Origin of the sequence: Pseudomonas batumici (genome assembly GCF_036585405.1) — a bacterium.
GTDB lineage: Bacteria > Pseudomonadota > Gammaproteobacteria > Pseudomonadales > Pseudomonadaceae > Aquipseudomonas > Aquipseudomonas batumici.
Map to the genome: position 1 here is coordinate 1193174 of NZ_CP144470.1, position 17698 is coordinate 1210871.

General features: G+C 55.3%; 19 protein-coding genes, 1 tRNA gene and 4 pseudogenes. 6 read left to right on the forward strand and 18 right to left on the reverse strand.

The window, feature by feature from the left end:
• Nucleotides 1-4 precede the first annotated feature (4 nt).
• Complete coding sequence (locus NUH87_RS05020) at nucleotides 5-448, reverse strand: hypothetical protein (protein ID WP_338525022.1); 444 nt, start codon at nucleotides 446-448, stop codon at nucleotides 5-7.
• Between the two features lie 523 nt (nucleotides 449-971).
• Between NUH87_RS05020 and NUH87_RS05025 the strand changes: the two genes are divergently transcribed.
• Both NUH87_RS05025 and nadS read left to right on the forward strand, forming a co-directional pair.
• Nucleotides 972-1286: a type II toxin-antitoxin system RelE/ParE family toxin gene (locus NUH87_RS05025; protein ID WP_040065016.1), complete on the forward strand. Its 315-nt coding sequence runs from the start codon at nucleotides 972-974 to the stop codon at nucleotides 1284-1286.
• Between the two features lie 2 nt (nucleotides 1287-1288).
• Nucleotides 1289-1576, forward strand: coding sequence for a NadS family protein (nadS, locus tag NUH87_RS05030; RefSeq protein WP_040065010.1), 288 nt, complete (start codon nucleotides 1289-1291; stop codon nucleotides 1574-1576).
• Between the two features lie 548 nt (nucleotides 1577-2124).
• Here nadS and NUH87_RS05035 read toward each other — a convergent pair.
• The 4 genes and pseudogenes from NUH87_RS05035 to NUH87_RS05050 all read right to left on the reverse strand — a co-directional run.
• Nucleotides 2125-2418, reverse strand: a pseudogene (locus tag NUH87_RS05035) (transposase domain-containing protein); the annotation flags it as partial.
• Between the two features lie 39 nt (nucleotides 2419-2457).
• Nucleotides 2458-3006 (reverse strand): RNA 2',3'-cyclic phosphodiesterase, encoded by a 549-nt coding sequence (gene thpR / locus NUH87_RS05040; RefSeq protein WP_338525023.1) that lies wholly within the window; start codon nucleotides 3004-3006, stop codon nucleotides 2458-2460.
• A gap of 210 nt (nucleotides 3007-3216) precedes the next feature.
• Nucleotides 3217-3756 carry a GNAT family N-acetyltransferase gene (locus NUH87_RS05045; protein ID WP_338525024.1) on the reverse strand — a complete coding sequence of 180 codons (540 nt, stop codon included), beginning with the start codon at nucleotides 3754-3756 and terminating at the stop codon, nucleotides 3217-3219.
• A gap of 96 nt (nucleotides 3757-3852) precedes the next feature.
• Nucleotides 3853-4023, reverse strand: coding sequence for a hypothetical protein (locus NUH87_RS05050; protein ID WP_338525025.1), 171 nt, complete (start codon nucleotides 4021-4023; stop codon nucleotides 3853-3855).
• 331 nt (nucleotides 4024-4354) lie between these two features.
• Here NUH87_RS05050 and NUH87_RS05055 point away from each other — a divergent pair, with 331 nt between their 5' ends.
• On the forward strand, nucleotides 4355-4681 hold the full coding sequence (locus NUH87_RS05055; protein ID WP_338525026.1) for a DUF2388 domain-containing protein: 327 nt from the start codon (nucleotides 4355-4357) through the stop codon (nucleotides 4679-4681).
• 271 nt (nucleotides 4682-4952) lie between these two features.
• Here the strand turns inward: NUH87_RS05055 and NUH87_RS05060 are convergent, their stop codons facing one another.
• The 8 genes and pseudogenes from NUH87_RS05060 to NUH87_RS05095 all read right to left on the reverse strand — a co-directional run bounded on the left by NUH87_RS05060 (nucleotide 4953) and on the right by NUH87_RS05095 (nucleotide 11574).
• The gene (locus tag NUH87_RS05060) at nucleotides 4953-5297 is read right to left on the reverse strand and encodes a DUF6694 family lipoprotein (RefSeq protein ID WP_338525027.1); all 345 of its coding nucleotides are present in this window, start codon (nucleotides 5295-5297) and stop codon (nucleotides 4953-4955) included.
• 115 nt (nucleotides 5298-5412) lie between these two features.
• Nucleotides 5413-5928, reverse strand: coding sequence for a hypothetical protein (locus NUH87_RS05065; protein ID WP_338525028.1), 516 nt, complete (start codon nucleotides 5926-5928; stop codon nucleotides 5413-5415).
• Between the two features lie 1294 nt (nucleotides 5929-7222).
• Nucleotides 7223-7387: pseudogene (locus NUH87_RS05070) on the reverse strand (recombinase family protein); the annotation flags it as partial.
• 10 nt (nucleotides 7388-7397) lie between these two features.
• Nucleotides 7398-8126 carry a hypothetical protein gene (locus NUH87_RS05075; RefSeq protein WP_338525029.1) on the reverse strand — a complete coding sequence of 243 codons (729 nt, stop codon included), beginning with the start codon at nucleotides 8124-8126 and terminating at the stop codon, nucleotides 7398-7400.
• Between the two features lie 74 nt (nucleotides 8127-8200).
• Nucleotides 8201-8593, reverse strand: a complete 393-nt coding sequence (locus NUH87_RS05080) for a hypothetical protein (RefSeq protein ID WP_338525030.1) — start codon at nucleotides 8591-8593, stop codon at nucleotides 8201-8203.
• Nucleotides 8594-8827: 234 nt separating this feature from the next.
• Nucleotides 8828-10066 (reverse strand): FYVE zinc finger domain-containing protein, encoded by a 1239-nt coding sequence (locus NUH87_RS05085; protein ID WP_338525031.1) that lies wholly within the window; start codon nucleotides 10064-10066, stop codon nucleotides 8828-8830.
• Nucleotides 10067-10267: 201 nt separating this feature from the next.
• Nucleotides 10268-10756, reverse strand: a complete 489-nt coding sequence (locus tag NUH87_RS05090) for a hypothetical protein (RefSeq protein ID WP_338525032.1) — start codon at nucleotides 10754-10756, stop codon at nucleotides 10268-10270.
• Nucleotides 10757-11136: 380 nt separating this feature from the next.
• A complete protein-coding gene (locus NUH87_RS05095) occupies nucleotides 11137-11574 on the reverse strand; it encodes an MFS transporter (protein WP_338525033.1) in 438 nt (145 codons plus the stop codon).
• Nucleotides 11575-11666: 92 nt separating this feature from the next.
• Between NUH87_RS05095 and NUH87_RS05100 the strand changes: the two genes are divergently transcribed.
• Complete coding sequence (locus NUH87_RS05100) at nucleotides 11667-12443, forward strand: hypothetical protein (RefSeq protein ID WP_338525034.1); 777 nt, start codon at nucleotides 11667-11669, stop codon at nucleotides 12441-12443.
• 152 nt (nucleotides 12444-12595) lie between these two features.
• On the opposite strand, the gene NUH87_RS05105 is transcribed toward NUH87_RS05100, so the two are convergent.
• A complete protein-coding gene (locus NUH87_RS05105; protein ID WP_338525035.1) occupies nucleotides 12596-13012 on the reverse strand; it encodes a hypothetical protein in 417 nt (138 codons plus the stop codon).
• A gap of 106 nt (nucleotides 13013-13118) precedes the next feature.
• On the opposite strand from NUH87_RS05105, the pseudogene NUH87_RS05110 reads away from it, so the two are divergent.
• Nucleotides 13119-13266 (forward strand): annotated as a pseudogene (locus tag NUH87_RS05110) (DNA cytosine methyltransferase); the annotation flags it as partial.
• Nucleotides 13267-13363: 97 nt separating this feature from the next.
• Here NUH87_RS05110 and NUH87_RS05115 read toward each other — a convergent pair.
• The 4 genes from NUH87_RS05115 to NUH87_RS05130 form a co-directional block, all read right to left on the reverse strand.
• Complete coding sequence (locus tag NUH87_RS05115; protein ID WP_338525036.1) at nucleotides 13364-13717, reverse strand: DUF6124 family protein; 354 nt, start codon at nucleotides 13715-13717, stop codon at nucleotides 13364-13366.
• A gap of 414 nt (nucleotides 13718-14131) precedes the next feature.
• A tRNA-Cys gene (locus tag NUH87_RS05120) sits at nucleotides 14132-14205 on the reverse strand.
• A 148-nt stretch (nucleotides 14206-14353) separates the two neighbouring features.
• Nucleotides 14354-15820 (reverse strand): FAD/NAD(P)-binding protein, encoded by a 1467-nt coding sequence (locus tag NUH87_RS05125; protein WP_338525037.1) that lies wholly within the window; start codon nucleotides 15818-15820, stop codon nucleotides 14354-14356.
• 140 nt (nucleotides 15821-15960) lie between these two features.
• Nucleotides 15961-16524: an XRE family transcriptional regulator gene (locus NUH87_RS05130; RefSeq protein WP_338525038.1), complete on the reverse strand. Its 564-nt coding sequence runs from the start codon at nucleotides 16522-16524 to the stop codon at nucleotides 15961-15963.
• On the opposite strand from NUH87_RS05130, the pseudogene NUH87_RS05135 reads away from it, so the two are divergent.
• Nucleotides 16483-17558: pseudogene (locus NUH87_RS05135) on the forward strand (DMT family transporter). The gene NUH87_RS05130 and the pseudogene NUH87_RS05135 sit on opposite strands and share 42 nt — an antisense overlap.
• Nucleotides 17559-17698 lie beyond the last annotated feature (140 nt).

A 17698-nucleotide genomic window follows, 5' to 3' on the forward strand; every position in this document is an offset into this window, starting at 1 on the left:
CAGCTCAATCAATTGGATGATTGTCCAACGCTGACGATAGCTGATCAGACGGGAACGCCCCCTCGAGCAGGGCATCCACCACCGCACGCGCCACCTCAACCGAATGCAGCATGCCCCAGAACAACGCCCGCTCGACGGGGTTGGTATGCAGGCTGATTTCGTCGCCATTGAGTTCCGCCGTTTCGAGCAGGTTCGAAACGTAGGTGAGCGCGTCCTGGGCATTGATGCCCGGTTGGATGGCGAACAGCGTGGGTTTGTATGAGGCTTCGGGGATGACGGGTTTGGAGCAGGTGAGCGCGAGGGTATCGAGCAAACGGGGCTTGTTTACCGGAGCCGGCTCAGGCTCGTTGGAAGGGACATCAGAAAGTTTGCGCAAGTACAGGTCTCTGTCAGCCGTACTGAGGGCTTTGCGCATGAAAGGTGGATCGGGGGTAATTTTCTTGCTCATGGAGACACTCCTATTCAGTAAAGGAGCCCGCCACATTTCGTTACCAAGCGAAGGGGTGGCGAACCGTACGCAGGTTGGTAAACCGGTGAATAGGAACCGGCAGGCCGAAGCCTCCTGCGCACAGCCCGCCATAACGCGAACATAAAAAAAGCCGCTCTCGCGGCGCTGTGCGCCTACTCAAATCCGGGTTACCAAGCCCGATCGCTGAATTTGCAGCGACACTTGAACAGTAGCCCTGCCGTTTAGCGCACGCAATATTCTCCCACGCCTGAAGCGCGTGGGAAATATGAGTTTTTTCGGCAGGCCATTTCGCGTGACGAACAAGCACATCTTGAACCATTTTCGAACCGGCAACCCGAGCAGCATGCGGAGTCAGGCCCAGCGCGCTTTCGTTTCTACTTCTCTCTCTATCCAGTTCTCAGCAAATCACCATGACCTAATACGCCGTTACAGAAGAGCTCGTGAAAGCCACCCTGATCAGGCATAGGATTGCATGGAAGTAAGTCATTGGCGTATATTGACCATGATATTTGTTGAGACCCCGATCTTCACCCGCCGAGTCAAGGAACTGCTTGATGACGATTCCTATGGGTGCTTTCAGAAGACCTTGGTGTTGGCTCCTTCGGCTGGCGATGTCATTGAAGGCACTGGTGGAATCAGGAAAATCCGCGTCGCGGCCAAGGGCCACGGCAAACGGAGTGGTGCCCGAGTGATCTACTACCATTTTGTCTCGGCATCACAGATAGCCTTGCTGATGATCTACCCCAAGAATGAACAGCAAGACCTGACCATCGACGAACGCAAGGCGTTGAAAGCGGTCATTGAACAGTGGAGATAACCATGAGCAAATTCTTTGATGAGCTGATGGAAAGTGTGCAGCAAATGGACGAAATCGTGCGCGGAGAACGTCAACCCTCTCGCGAATTTACCGTCGACGCGATGCAGATCAAGGAAATTCGCAAGGCCACAGGTCTGAGCCAGGCGAAGTTCGCCGCGATGATCGACGTCCAGCTGGGTACCCTACGTAACTGGGAGCAAGGTCGGCGTGAACCTACTGGTCCAGCGAAAGCGCTTCTGAGGGCCATTCACAACGACCCCGTGCATGTGCTCAACGCACTGGCGGTTTGACTAAATCCTGGAAGGGCATCGTGAGATGCCCTGCCCTATCTTCCCTTGTAGATATTGACCCGTCGAGCAATCGCTACCCATTTTCGGTTTCGGATATTGACGAGTCGCTGCGAGCGTTCTGCCACTTGGGAAATACCCACCGCACGTACATCTTCGGCCCCTTCGAGGTAGAGGTCTTGATGCTCGGATCATTCCTCTGCACCTCCCCAGACGAAAGACACCCCGCCAGCGCCACCACAACCACCGCCACTATCAAAATCCGCATGTCGTTCCCCCTTTTAGACGAATACGCCAAAGGTTGACCTGGTTGGCCACCGAGACCACAGGCGCAGCAAGAGCGGCGCTTTCACAGCGCTATCTCAAGTGCAACGACCCGATCTTCGCTCATGGAGCAATCCTCTCGGTGGAGCTTTAAGCGTAGTTCAACCCTTTGCTTCAAGCCCCTCCTTTTGGTCGGGGCGCGTACGCGGCTTCGGGAGTGACGGGTTTGGAGCAAGTGGGACGCGAGGGTATCGGACGTATGCGTGCGACTATCCCATCTTGCGCAATTAAACCGGCTGCCAACGATGCGGCAAGAACTCTCCAATTTCACTGGCCTGCTGCGTAGGTAGACGGGTGGGAACGTCCTTCAGGTAGGCATACGGATCATGGCCGTTGAGCTTGGCTGACTGGATCAAACTCATCAGCGCAGCCGCGCGTTTGCCGCTACGCAGCGATCCAGCAAAGAGCCAGCTTTTGCGTCCGAGCGCCCACGGTCGTATCTGGTTTTCGATAGGGTTATTGTCGATGGGCTGCGCGCCGTCATTCAGGCAACGGCTCAACGCCGTCCAGCGTTTGAGGCTGTCCCTTCCTCATCAATTGTCTCCATTCCAAAGCCGTCCTCATCCAGCCTCAGCGGGTTGAACAAGTGGCCATTCCGCTAAGGCCCGGTATTGCCCTTTATGAGACTCGTAAAGCGTAAAGCGGTCGGCTCGGAGAAGGAATTCTGGCTGACTACCTGCTTCCGGAACTGGAGATCGATAGTCACGGGCCAGGGTCAAGTGAGGTCGAAAGTCTTTGTGCTCTTGATCGTGCCCGAACACCAACATCGCTTGCTCTAGCGCATACGACAGTCGCATCAGCTCTGGCGGAGCATCTTCTGGGGTAAGCACCAAGGCCTTTGACTTACGCCAAACTTCCAGGCGATCAAGGACAACCGTCAGCGCTTTTCCGGGCGCCGTAACCTTCGATGCGGCTGCACAAACCTCTGCGATCTGGGCCTTATCAACAGAGCCCAGAAAAAGCAGCGTGAGATGAAAATTAGCGGCAGGAACTGGGCGACCGATACTCAGCGAAAGCGATGTACGCCATTGGGAAATAGCCTTTCTCAACGTAGATGGGCAGCTTAGGGCGAAAAACAGTCGCGATTGCGGTTCATTGCTCAACGTCATACCTCTCTTCACGTCACCAGGCTACTGCTTGTTCGTGCCTTCGTGCTTTGTTTCGGCGGGCTTGATCAGGTGCGGATAAGCATCCGCCGAACACGCCTTACGTGGTTAAACGGGCGCCCATTTATGCGGCAGTAACTCCGTAATATCACTCGCCCGCTGCGCGGCCAAAGATTTTCTCCTGCCGATACAGCGGCAAGTGAAGACGCCCCATCACCGGCTCACCGTACACATCGAATTCTGCCAATCATCGAGAGCCAATCGGTATAAGCGCACGGTGCGGCCGTGAAATTCAAGAACATCGAAGTCTTTAAATCCCACCTTTTCAGCCACTCTGAGCGAAGCTCTATGTCCCGGTTCGATGATGACAACGACGGACGCCGGCTGCTTCTGGGCAAAAACATAATTCAACACCGCTTGGCTCGCTTCGGACGCGAGGCCTTGGTTCCAGTATCTTCTGGCTAGCCTGTAGCCCAGACTGGCCTCTTCTACCTCATCAACCACCTCTGGCCCGACACCACAGAATCCAACGAGCTCATTGGAGCCCTTTTCTATCAAAGCCCATGGTCCCATGCCATGGGATGCATAACACCCCAGACACCAGTCAATAAAATTGCGCGTGGCACGCTCATCACAAACGCCACGCACGGAATATTTCATGACTTCAGGATCGCCCAAAATCTCTGTCAACGCGGGCAGGTCTTGTCGTGAAAGTGGCCGCCCAATCAGTCTCTGCGTTTCAAATATGTGCACCCACACCTCCTTATGCATGGCACCAAAAACCCAGATGTCTTAGCACATCATTCTGATGCCAAACGAAAATGGGGGGGGCCCCTTTCGGGTCCTGAATCAGAGCGGACGCTTCAACTTTCTACGCAGCCGCAGGTTATCTGCAGCCAACGCGACAAGCGCGACAAGGTTCAAAACTGCGAACCCATCGGCGCCGGCAAAATGCCAAAACGCCCAGGACACGACTGCCACCACCAGCGCGGTGAGAAGCAACAGGATGGAGTCCTTCATGCGACTCCCCTGGCGTTGCGATACAAATTACGGCCTGAATAGTCGTAGAAAGTTGCCATCCATCAATCCCTTGTTACCCGCGATCCTTGTGGGCAGCAAGCCTAATGGATTGAAAATCAAATGAAAATGAGGACCTAGAAAATGAGAACGTGGGTGTCCCGTTTCCGGTCCGGGGCTGGGCTTTTTCACGTCTGATCGGATCAGCGAATCTGAGCTCCCCCTCACGCCACCTGAACCGGGATGCGCCGCTGACAGGGAACTCCTGGCTGGCACCACGCGTCAAAACATATACGGTAGGCCATTTAGGCCTCTTGCTTCAGGAGGACACGCTATGCGCCGCATATTCCTCATCCCTCTGCTAGTGCTTTGTCTGCCCGCTGGTTCAGCCATGGCTCACAGACCCGATATCGATGCGCGCGATGTTGCTACCTCAGCAGGGATTTCTGCGTCGCTTTACTCTACGTTCAAGGACCACAAAATTGCGACTCCCGTCCGCGATGATGCCTCCACCTTCGTCGCCAGTGGAGGAGCGATTCGCGGCGCCTATCTAGAGTCGGTATTGGATCAGATTCGACATGACAACCCAGGCCTCAAGGCCACTGACGAAGAGCTGGCCAATGCAATTCTCATTCAATATGAGGTACCTGCTGGTCACTAGGCGGTGTACGCAGGTCAGTAGCAGGACTTCCTGGAAGGAATCAGGAAGGCCTGTTTATGCCGGCTTGCGCGCTCCTGTCCGGCGGCTTTGGGCCGAAAGAGAGTATTCGCCAAGCTGAACGCATCCCAAAACCAATAAAGCCCAGCAGATAAGCTGGGCTTCTATTTACTCTTCTTCGCCAGAATTATCCGACGCTTCATTTGGGTCATGGTGACCACGTCATTCCACCCCCATGAACCCGCCACAGCAGGCCCATGAGAATCAGCCGTTATCAGAAGGCGCCGTACTGCTTCTGCAAGGCCTGCTCCCTTTGCTTTTTCTGCTTTTCAAGACGAATGCTGTTCGCCAGCGTATTCAATTCGGCTGCGGTCTTGCCGTTCAAGCTCGAATTGATGTCCTGTTGCATCGCGTCAGCCGACTTGTTCCTGAGATCCATGTTGCTCAGTGCAATAAACATCAGGTCGGCAGCGAACTGCTTCTTCTCCTCAGGAGAAAGCTTTTCGGCCACTTTTTTCGTGGACTCCTGCAACGTCGCCTCTGTCGTGGCATCGAGCCTGGGATCCCCACAACCCGCCAACAACGCCGCAACGAGTCCAATGAGCAACATCCGTTTCATCTGATTCCATCCATGCAAAAAACGGACTTTAGCAAAAGGCCACTACCCCGTCGCCTTTAACAGGTAGTGAACGCGAGGCTATCGAGCCAGCAAGGGAGTGTTCGCCGAGGCGGGCTCAGGCGGTAGGTCTGCTCTCTTTGATCGCACACAGTGCCAGCCATTCACGGTAGAAGGTGATGGCCCGGCCGCAGAACAAGCCGACGGTAAATCCTGATGAGGTGCCAGTGAGTATGAGGATCTTCGCGCTGGCCGAGCGCTCCGGGTGCACAGCGGCCTGATAGCCGATGAAGTATTTCACTGCGAAAAACAGCAGCGAGATGCCGAGGACTTTCCAGGTGCCCGGCACGATCAGCCCCAGGCCTTCGTCGTCCAGGGTCACACCACGTCGGGAAAACAATAGCAATGCAGCAAGGCTACCCAATGCGATACCGGCCAACCAACTGCCCAGCGTCAGTTCGACGTTGTCTACGTAGTTGAGAGAGAAGAACGACCATAGCGTCAGAACACCCGGCGTGGTCAGCAGGGAGCGTGGGCTTTCCCGGCTGGCTGTTCGAGCATTGAAGCCGTAGTAGCAGATCAACAGGAAAACGCCGTAGACCCAGAGTGGTGTGCCTTGCAGAGCGTCGAGCATCGTCGTCAGCGTCCTTGCCGTGGGGTCGTGGCTGAATGCTGACACAGGCGAAAGGTCGCTGTCACTTGACTCCGTTGCCTGGCAGTCGACCTATTGAGAGGCCGCGTGGGCCAGGGCTTGGAAGATCCAGCGCCAACCATCATGGCCGGTGGCGTCAGATCACTATTTAATCCCACGACACAATAAAGAAACACTGTAATCATAGGTCGATATCAATGGCGCCGGCCCCTCGTGCCGAGCCATCTCAAGCCAGCGCCTCGTTCGTCCAACGTCAAAGAGTTCGTTTTTGAGCTTCATCTTTGCAACAAGGTTCGCTGAAACCCTGAAGTGTCCACACTTGGCTGAGCATCTGACCTCGGACCAGCTTTCTGTCGTGTGAACAACATCGCTGGCGGCCTGGCAAATTAAGCATTGCATGTTCGATCTCCCTATCGATGACCTACCAACTGTAGCCGATCACTGGCCAAGGCTCCCCTATGCCCACAGAAAATAATCCCGGGCGCACGTTCATCGTGCTGAGCCTGAAACACACACCGCAGGCACAAGGCAATCACCCTCTGACGCACCAACGAAAGCGGCTACTACTGGAGGCTGGACCGCGCCGGGATCTACGAAGAGGCACCAGTGAGTTCGGCATCTGCCTGCCGAACAACGCTGATACCTGGAAGCGCTTGCTCGCCGGGGTCATCTGCAAGCCTGATTACCAGTCGCGTCCTGAGTACCGCGGCGCCCGATACCCCAAGGAGGCCGTATGAAAGCGCATCTACCTCGATAGGCCTGTACCGCGCGATATTTTTGGTTAGAAAGGATCAACTTGCAGAAGAGTGTTGATCAATGAGCCCTCTGCGCTGGTGCGCGAGCAGTTGGCCAAAGTCGCAGCTACTTATCCCTGTACTGGCAGTCAGGCTCATTGATCAATGCCCAGCTCAAAGTTGGGCGATTTCCATTTGAGCAAATGGCGATGCATTGGCCTTCAAGCAAAGGTCATGCATCTGTTGTTTTACAACGCCACTTCCAAAAGTCCAATAACGTTTTTTCCTTACCTTAAGAAATTTAGGAAATATCCAACAGTGGAGCGCGACCCGGTAAGCCATCAGGAGCGCCTGAGGACGAAGGTGCTCCGGTCGACGATGAATGCCTGGTCAACTGCTGGGGTTCGACGCCTGCGCAATTCTGTGCAGCCCTGCCGATTGCCTGGGTAAACTCATTGCCTGCGACCGGTTCAGCGGCGAACAACCAGGGGTGGTCGCTCACCGGCGAGAACGGCATCTCAAAAATGCAAAATGGGGACACCCATGGGCAAGCCTTCACCAGTGAACACCAAGCCCTCTTTCAGAAACTCCATACACACGCCGCGCTTGGTCAGCTTTTGTACCAAGCGATGCAGGTCGTCGAGATTGCGGGCAAGACGATCCATACTCTACACCACGACCGTATCACCCTCACGGACGAAGCCGAGGGATATTTATTCATTGTGGCACTAAAGTCGGCGTTACTGTACCAACCAGCCAGTTATATTTGACGCCGTCTCCTGGGCGTATCGCACCGCCAAAAATGCCCGTTTCAAAATAGGTTATATTTGAAAAATCAAGTGGAACACTATTGCACGGCACACCATTCTTCGGTATGCCACCTTGAATTACATATGGGCCTAGCGGAGTTTGGAAGGAGCCGGATATTTGGTACCAAATGCTTGAGGCGATAGTGGGAGAGCCAGAGGCCGGGGAGCCATCCGAGTTAACCAAGTTAATTACCCACTCTCGATAACAGCTATTGTTGTCATATATTAGAAAGTAGTGTGATAAAGCAGAATTTCCATTGTACGAATATTGACCATTGTAATCTTTGTAGTAGAAGGTTAGCCCAGAGTACTTCGACAGATCCCAAGGATTTGGAGTCCCAGACACACTATTTCGAAAACCGACAGAGGCGTCAACTTGAGCCGTTTGCCCATTTGGGGTAATCAAAAACTCCACTGAAGGGCCAACCACAGACTCGGTTGATGGGCTTTGCGCGATACAGGCACCGTAAGTACATGGCCCACCAATATCAACGACCCACCGACTAGGGAGCGCTGCGGATGCTGCAATCGTTTCCCCCGTCGTCGGCTGAGGTACGATTGTCACTGTTGGCGCACTAAACACGGGCAAAGAAATGATTCCAGCCAAGAGGGAGAGCACCTTCTCTTTAAACTTCATAAATATGGCCCACTTAAAAATAGAAATTGAGTGATGTAACTTTCACCACAGTCACCTTTTCGCAGGTAGACGGCTCAAGGCCTTTTCGACTCATCCACAACTACGTCCTGATCATGCTGGAAAATTATTTCTTTCAGTTGCTTTATTGTATCTGGAGAGGGGACTGGACTGCTCTCTAAGTCAAGCAGCAAACAATCTGTACGACTTCGGTTTAGCCTGCTGCTACGCCACTTCCTTTCAAATCCCCCGGACGCTGACAAACCGGATAAAGCTGCCGCAACTGCTGTCAGAGTAGACGCGAGGATTTTAGAGTGATCCAACTCTGCTTGGATAATGGCTCCTGCTGCGATGCTGCAAATGATGGTCCCGAAAGCCGCTATGTGATGCGCCACACTCCACCACTTCTGGCCTTTTAAATAAAAATCACGCCACTTTTTGCACTCTGCTTTCAGTTTCGAGCTTTCCATCTCTACCTCCTTGAGCTGCCACAAATTTATTTTCACGGTCTTATCGTGATGGCGAAAAAAATAAATCCGAAAAAAATAATTCTGTCACCTTTCCGCAGTCACCTTTTCGCAAAAAACCCGGGTAATCTCGTAATATTGTTCACTTAAGGCTGATTTGCCTGTTTTGGGGCTGCAAAGCGGCCCCAAATTGCTTAAGTGAACAGCATTACGATCCAGAGTAGGACTTGGCGGCAATCAGCCGCTAGCACAAGACTTGCAGACCCGCAGGTTCCCTGTCTCGGGCGCTTTACCCGGCCGGATAGCCGGCATTGGTACCACCTTCGTCTCTTTACTGCAGTTGGCACAAAAGATGCCGCCGCAAGCTCGACAGTGATGCTTACGGGTGAAGACGCCAAAGGTGGTATTGCAACCAGGGCAGCGTTGGACGCTGTCGTCTGGTTTCCAGAGACTGGGTCGGCTTTGCAACTGGCGAAACACGTCCTGTCCGCCGGGAACTTCCGCAGCCTTGTAGAACGTGTTGATTCCTTCATGCACGCTCGTCGCGCCGGTCATGACCTCATGGTAAGTGTGGGTCGAACTCTGGCTGGTCGGCATGAAGTGAAAGAAGGCGACGATACAGAATGCCAGCGCGGCAAGGCTATCATCGTCATTGATGCCAATTTGCTTGGCGGCGTAAACCATATCCATCGCCGAGCCGGATTTACCTGCCCAGATGGAGTTGTTCAGGCTGCGCTGGTTGGCGATCCAGTGGTTATCCTCCGCAAGGCTGTATTTCTCGGTGCCGATGCGCATACCTCGGGTCGTGTCCCGATTCGGCGTGTCGAATCTGTTGCAGCGGCAGAAGTCGTGGATAGCGGCGACCTTTTTATACAACCGGGTCAGCGGCAACTCGGTTGCGAGGGAGGCGACAATGTCCCGGGTCCAATCCAGTGTCGCGCCAGGGCCGTAGTACGACTCACCCTCGGGGCGGTTGCGTTCTTTGTTGGTGATAGCCCTCTGGATATTCACTATCAATCGGTCCAGCACATAGCGTTCGAACATCTTGACGTTAGCGAGGACATCGAGCGCCAGGCGCTCTTCTTTTTGCCTGTTTTCCGTGGCTGCAAAATGCCCTCGTAGCGCGATGATCAGTGCGTCGACCGACGTGAATATTTTGTCCTGCGTGCTTTGCAATGCCAGACCGGTAGGTACGCCGTCCAGGCGCCCGGCAGGTGCGAACGGACTGCTCGACAACACGGAGACGAATTGCCCGGGCATATGCCTGCCGCTCGCAATGGGTGCTGCTACCCAATCGTTGAACGTTGGCAGGAGCAGCGCCGATTCGTTGGCAGCGAGCCGTGGCGCCACATGCGTGCTCCAGAATGTCTCCTTGGGCAGTTTGCTGTCGAAACGCCGGATCTTTCCCTCCCGCACCAGTCGCTCCACGCCCTCATCGGTGCAGTCGAAAACAAGGATATTGTTGACCGTTAACATGGCTCGTCCTGAGAGAAGAAATTGGCGGGTGGATCGCTTGGCCGCTTAGCAACACGTTACTGCGCTAGCCATCAGTGAGGCCTGTGAAAAATGGGGACAGATTTATTTTCACGGTCTTATCGCAACGGCAATAAATAAATCTGTCCCCTTTACGGTCCTGCATCCGGCCGCGGAGGGCGGCGCATGCATGGAGATCAAGATTCAGGCGTCGTAGAGCTGGAAGAAGATATCAAGCGTGTCGTTGTTGTGTCCGCCAGAATCCAGCGTGAAACGGTACTGGTTGAACTTGACTTCATTGAATATCGAACTATCCCTTGTAACCCTTACGGGGCCGCCACTGAGAAAGTTGATGTACTGCTGATTGCCATTCCCACTCCAGAACCACAGTGATATAGGCGTATCGTTGACATTGAACAGGGACACGCTGGCTTTCTCCAGCGTCTGACGCAGTAACTGCTCTGGAGAGAATTGCTGCACGGGATTGATGTCGGATTTATAAAGATCGAAGTTGCATATCACTGTTTCTCCCGGGCTTGCAATCCCTCTCCCGATTCCAGATCGCCATTCTGATTTTGTTCCGTTCATCAGCATCTCGATGTCATAGTACAAACCGGTACTGGCTGTGTGATTTTGAACATAGAACTTGTAAAAGGTGGCTCCGCCACCATGGTTCGTATCGAAAGTCGCCATGGCATTCCCTTGTTTCGATGAGATTGAACGCAGGGAACCTGGGTTTCCCGCGCAGGTTGACGATTGAACTCCATGCTTTCTCGATCACCATCACTTCATCAATGGCGTTGGCTTCGCCGCGCCGGGTGACACTCCCTCGTAGGCGCGCCGTGAAGACAGCAGTTGGCCAGCCTGGTGGCACTCGCCGCTCTTTCTGGATAACTCAATAACCGAATCCCAATAGCCCTGATTTCCCATATCGCCTCCCTGATCCAGCCCCATGCCGGTCCATCAAGCAATAGACCACAAACCAACCTCACGCCACCGAATCCGATCACGGAGGGCGGCGCATGTATGGAGAAAACCATGAGCACATTCGCAGGACCAAAAAGGGGACAGATTTATTTTTCCCCATCGCGATAAGACCGTGAAAATAAATCTGTCCCCATTTTTTCTAGGAAATATCCACCCTCTTCAAGGTCAGTCGCTATAGCGGCCAAGGAATCGTTATGCCTCAAATTCACCCAGACCCGGCCCGCATCTACGGCCTGTTCGGCCCGAGCCAGAGCCATCAGATGTCGACCCTTCTGGTCAACATCGAGAACACCAAGCGTTTCACCGACCTGCTTCACGCAGTTGCCGGGATCGGTTACGCCCAGGTAGGTACTGACCATCCCAGTCAGGTACAGGGCGCAGGATGCGCCAGTAATCAGGAACACTGTCCAGGCTTTCCAGTCGGTCAAATCCTCCTTGTGCCACCGGCCAGCTTGCGACGATTGCGCCAACCAGCCCGACAACAGCCATTCAGCCTTGTCGAACACGCGGTGTAGAAAATCCATGCGTTCGACTCCGTGGACATGAGAAATAAAAAATCCGCTCGGTGGCGGACAGATGGCTCCGTGATATCGTCACGATCCCTACGATCGTGACCATGGACGAATACGTGGCAAAAGAAAATATCAAACGCTTCGCACTAGTATTTCTGGCCTTCTGCACAGCCTGTGCAAACGCAGAAAAACTTAAAATCACGCCAGAAAGCGAAGCGCTGTACTTCAAAGCACTACCTTATCTTGACGGTGTCGACAAAGAAGACAACGAGTTCTTCAATAAATATCCCCCGGGCTCTGCTGAGGCTAAACCTTCCGAGGAACAAAAAAAACAATACAGGGAGCGATTGCAGTCACTTCTCAGCAAAGGAATCCCCCTGATTAAACAATCAGCTGAAGCAGGGAATCCAGCTGCGCAGTATCGCCTAGCGTGGATATCGTCGCGCTTTGTTCCTCGCGACCAAGTTGCTGATAAAGTCTGCTCTCTTCTAAGGTCCAGCCTGAACCAGGGTTTTACTCCTGCGGGCTTACAAATGATGTTCTATTGCTTCGACGAAGTTAAAACGTCTGAATTCCGATCACTAATCGACGCTTTGCCTGAGAATGAAGCCTTTTATAGCAAGTACTACCCACAGCCCTGGATGATGCCAAGTTGCGATTGGAGCGGCACCTCCTACAGCGATTCAATTGTACCACTCAATGATAAAGACTTTCGTGCCAACCTCTACATGAGCTTTGCAACTCAGATGTCAACGCAAAACCTAAAACAAGAACAACTTCACTATCTAAATAAAGCCGCCGAGTATGGATGCGCCCACGCGATAGAAAGGATAAAGTTAAAGCAGACAATTGAGGTTCAGGCTGCCGGTGCTGCTCCGTAGTACCGCAGAAAAATGCACATAGGGACAGATTTATTTTCACGGCCTTATAGCAACGGCAAAAAATAAATCTGTCCCCTTTATGGTCCGATGCAAAATACGATACGCCCCATCCGCTTAGTTTATAGGTTCGAAAGCCGAAGCTTAGCAAAACCTCATCGAAGCAATGTCCCGGTTAATGTCAAAAGAGACGAATACGTGAGAGACGCATACTCCGAAATAATTAAATTCAGCCTTTCACGAACAGTATTAATCATTAATGGATAGCCTTTCCTAGCAGCCTCGAGATATAAATCCCTGGCTACAGAAGCGCCCGCCTTATGATAATCAGAACTATAGCTAACAGCATATAATAGATCAAACGTTTTTTCGGCACTTTCGGGATCAATAACAACACGTAACGAATTTTTGTTTACATAGGTACGCAACTCTTCCAGCATATTAATAAATTCATCAGTTTTTCTATATCTAGTTTCTTCTGGGTTATCGATACTCATATTCCAGGCTGCTCTTTTTTCGGCACTTATAACTGGAAGTGTAACTCCCGGTAACAATCGATCAACGTCTGCCATTTGCTTCTCCTCGATCCGGCTCTATGCCGGACCATCAAGCAATAGCCCACAAACACACGTCACGCCAGCCAGCGAGGACCATTCATGCCCATTCACCTACGGAAGCATCTGCAGCGGCATCGAGGCTGCGACGCTGGCCTGGCAACAGCTGGGCATGCGTGCATGCCTGGTTTGCGGAGATCGAACCGTTCCCATCGGCGGTCCTGGCTCACCACTATCCCAATACACCAAACCTCGGCGACATGACCCTGCTAGGTGGAACAGACCACGATAACGACAAAATTATGGTCTATCCCTGAGGGATCGAATCTCAGCCGATGCAGAATTCACGTGCACCGAACTGAACTTGACTTAGCGCCCGAAGAGTTCGTCATCTAAAACCGAATCCACCCACGACTGTGCCAACTCGATCAAATGCACCGTGCCCATTGCCAACTTGCGATTTGATCCATCAAGTTGGTCTGCGGACTCATAGGCGGTGGCCGCTGCCGATTGCAGAATCGAACTGGCATTGACCAGTTTGTCCTCGACGCTGAGAGAGGCTGGTTTGCGAGGTAGCCTCGGACGGCTGTCGGACTTGAGAGGGTCGTCGCTCATCGGAAGTCCATAATGGGCAAAGGCGCGCTCGACGGCTGGGTCCAGTCTTTTGTCAGTATGCGAAGCAGACAGGCCTGCAGGCGGGTCCGGTGTAAGTCTTTTATCCATGGTCCAGCTCCTACATGTACATGATTGAGGAGCCATCTTTTGCCGTTCTCACGCGGCAAAGGGTGGCAGCTGTACGCAGGGTGAGAATACCGGACAGTAGGCAACCGGCCAGACCGAAGTCTGCCTGCGCACAGCCACCATGGAACGATCGCAAACGAAAAGATATCCGTAACGATGGCTGGCACTGATGCGCTTACTGAACACGGGTTCTCACGCCCGACCGCTGATTTGGCAGCGATGGACGAAGACTAGTGACCGGTTTCGGCAAGCGCAAGGCGAAAGAATTTTCTAGGAAGTTTCAGGCAATTGAAAGCGAATTGTCCGATGATTGCTTCAAGAAGCGTACAACAACAGCACTTTTCCAAGCCCAAATAAAAAGCCCCGTAGACGCTAATCTACGGGGCTTTTGAAGAGTGGAGGCCGAGGTCGGAATCGAACCGGCGTAGATGGATTTGCAATCCACTGCATAACCATTTTGCTACTCGGCCTCAGGTCGAATCGAGCGCCCTTGCAAGACTGGCTTGCCGCAACTCCTTGATTCTTCAGTGTTCGCGACGTTACCGCCCGAGCTGATGGCGCGCATTATGTCCTAGTTGAATGACACTGGCAACCCCCTGAATTCTAATAATTTTTAGGTCAGCCCCGGTCTTTCTGCGGGTCCGTCAGCCGTGCCAGACGCACCGCCAGCGCCTTCGCCTGGCTGGCCACATCGGTCACCGCCGTGCTCTCCCACCACATGCCGCGCAACGGCGGGCCCATGGCGAACAAGCGCGTGGAGATATCACCTTCGGCGTCCACCACCGCCCCACCCGGATCAGCCGCAATACCCAGCGCCAGCGGTCCCGGACGAACCAACCCGCGTGCCAGCAGTTGTTGCGGCAATGGCCGATCCACCCGCCGCCAGTCGTACTCAATCCCCGTAGAGTTGATCAAGGCCTCTCCCATGACCGTACGCGCCTGCGACTCTCCCCGTGGCCGGATGGAAATACTCACCCTCCCGTCCCGTGGCTCGTCCAGGCCCTTGAGCGACGCCGCCTCGATGGTCAGCCGCCCTTCCTTATAAAGACGCTCCACCAACTCGGCACTCAAAGGCGGCGAACGGTGGTGATGGCTCTCCCACCACGGCCGCACATGCCGCACGAACTGCCGACGCTGGACATCGCTGGCCTGGCTCCAGAGCCGACCGATATGCGCCCGCACCGTGTCCAATGGAGCCTGCCAGTCGATCCCGGACGCCAACGCAGCGGCGCATTGGCGACGCACCTCGCGCAGCAACTGCCGTGGACTGCGAATGCTCTGATCGGCGGCCAGGAAATCCTCCCAGGCCGGTGGCTGGCGGCGCACATGGGGCAACAGCCCGTGCCGGGAAAACACCCGGATCGGCCCGCGATGCCCGGCCTGCTCCAGGGAGACCACCGCATCGACCATGGTCAGGCCGGAGCCGATGATCAGCACCGTCCCTTGCGGATCGAGTCGCGACATGGCGGCGACATCCCAAGGATCTATCGCCGCGGCATTCAAGCCGCTGGAGTGTTTCTGCCGGGTGCGTGCCGCCGGGAACATACCGGTGGCCAGCACCGCGCAGGCCCCTTCCAGGCACTGACCGTCGGCCAGTGCCAGCCGTGCGCCGCTAGCGTCGATTTGCAGATCGACCGCTTCGCCACACACATGCTCAGCCGTCGATCCCGACACCGCCCCCTGCTCCCGAGCCTCGGCCAGGCGTTGCTGAACATAGAGACCGAAGATCCCCCGGGGAGGGAAAAGCTCACTCACCGGCACGTGCTGCTGATCCGACTCCGGCCAACCACCCTTGGCAATAAACGCCTCAAGCCACTGGGTCAGGTCGTCAGCGTTATCGGGGTCGACGCTCATCCGCGCCGCGTTGCCGTTCAACGTATGCCCCAGTTCCGTGGCGCTGTAGGCCTCCCCCCGCCCCAGCTCGGCACGCGGTTCGACGATCAGGATCCGCCGCCGGCCAGGCAGACGCAGCAACTGCACCGCCAGCATCGCACCGCTCAGGCCACCACCGACGATCAACACATCGGCGCGGCCCGCAACCGCCGAGATGGTGTGTGCTGCCTGTCCGCTCAGGGTCTCACTCATTGTTTGCTCCCTTGTCAGGGCTTGCCCAGGTAGAAGTCGTGTCGGTCGCCCCCGGCCAGCCGTTCATCCGCCACACCGCCGTGCAAGCCTGCAAGACTTCCCGGCCTCATCGCAAGCGATCGAACGTCGACCGACTGCACCTACAGCACCACATTGCGAATAAAACGCACCGCGCTTTCGCCATCATTGCGATAACTGTGGGGCTGGTTACTGGGGAACATGAAGAACTCGCCCGCTGCGAGCGACCGTTGCTGCTCCCCCAGCAACACCGTCAGGCAGCCTTCGAAGACATAGAGCTGTTCACTCCAACCCTCGCAGTCCGCTTCCGAGTCATAACGCTCGCCCGGTTCCAGGCGCCACTCCCAGAGTTCGACTTCCCGGCTCGCCACCGCCTTGGCCAGCAGCACCGCCTTGCTCCCCGGAATCGCCCCGGCCCAGGCCACCTCGTTGATCCGACTCGGGTCGCGGGCGTCCGGCGCCTGGATCAGGTCGCTGAAGGCCACGTCCAGGGCCTCGGCGACCCGGTCCAGGGTGCTCAGGCTGACATTCTTTTCCCCCGCCTCGATCGCCACCAGCATACGCCGGCTGACCCCGGACTTCTCCGACAATGCGCTCTGGCTCAGCTGAGCTTCATGACGCAAGCGGCGCACGTTCAAGCTGACATGCTGCAGCACCGAAGCCCGTTGCGAATTTTCTTTGTGCACTATATTGCTCACTTGGTTGGTTTGCGCAGTATACTGCCCACCTCCGGCGCATTGTGCGTCTCACCTGGAGAGTGTGCAAGGCCATGACTGCGGCGAACTCCAATACCTCGTTTGCCTCGACCCTGCGGTTCAGCAAGGCCGAGTGCGTGCTGATCCTGATCACCATGGTCTGGGGCATCACCTTCCTGCTGGTGCAAAACGCCATGACCGTCAGCGGCCCGATGTTCTTCGTCGGCCTGCGTTTCGCCGCCGCGGCGTCCATCGTCGCCCTGTTCTCGGCCCGCAGCCTGCGTGACATCACCGCCTTCGAAGTGAAGGCAGGGGTCTTCATCGGCACCGCGATCATGCTCGGCTACGGGCTGCAGACCGTGGGCCTGCAAAGCCTTCCCAGCAGCCAGGTGGCGTTCATTACCGCGTTGTACGTGCCCTTCGTGCCGCTGCTGCAATGGCTGGTGCTGGGCAAGCGCCCGGGGCTGATGCCGAGTATCGGGATCATGCTGGCGTTTACCGGCTTGATGCTGTTGTCCGGTCCCAATGGCGCGCAGTTGAACTTCAGCTCCGGGGAGATCGTCACGGTGATCAGCGCCATTGCGATTGCCGCCGAGATCATCCTGATCAGCAACTATGCCGGCAAGGTCGATGTACGGCGGGTGACGGTGGTGCAGTTGGGCACGGCGTCGATCCTGGCGTTTCTGATGATCGTCCCGACCCAGGAGGCGTTGCCGGAATTTTCCTGGCTGCTGGTGGCCAGTGCGGTCGGCCTCGGCGCTGCCAGCGCGGCGATCCAGGTGGCGATGAACTGGGCGCAGAAGAGTGTGTCGCCGACCCGCGCGACCTTGATCTATGCCGGGGAGCCGGTCTGGGCGGGCATTGCCGGGCGCGTGGCCGGCGAGCGTCTGCCGGGGATCGCGCTGCTGGGGGCGGCGTTGATCGTGACGGCGGTGATCGTCAGTGAGTTGAAGACCAAGGGGAAAAATGTCGAGCCGGTAGAGGACGACGTAGAAACCGAGGCGCTGGACCCGAACAACCCGTAGACCGCGTTATCGTTCTTCGCGAGCAAGCTTGCTCGCGAAGGCGCCCTCTCAGACGACACATCCCCTCCCTGACACGCCACTCCGAACAGGCACATCAGCCGTTTACCACCTACCTTGTAGGATTCTGCCACAGGTTCTTG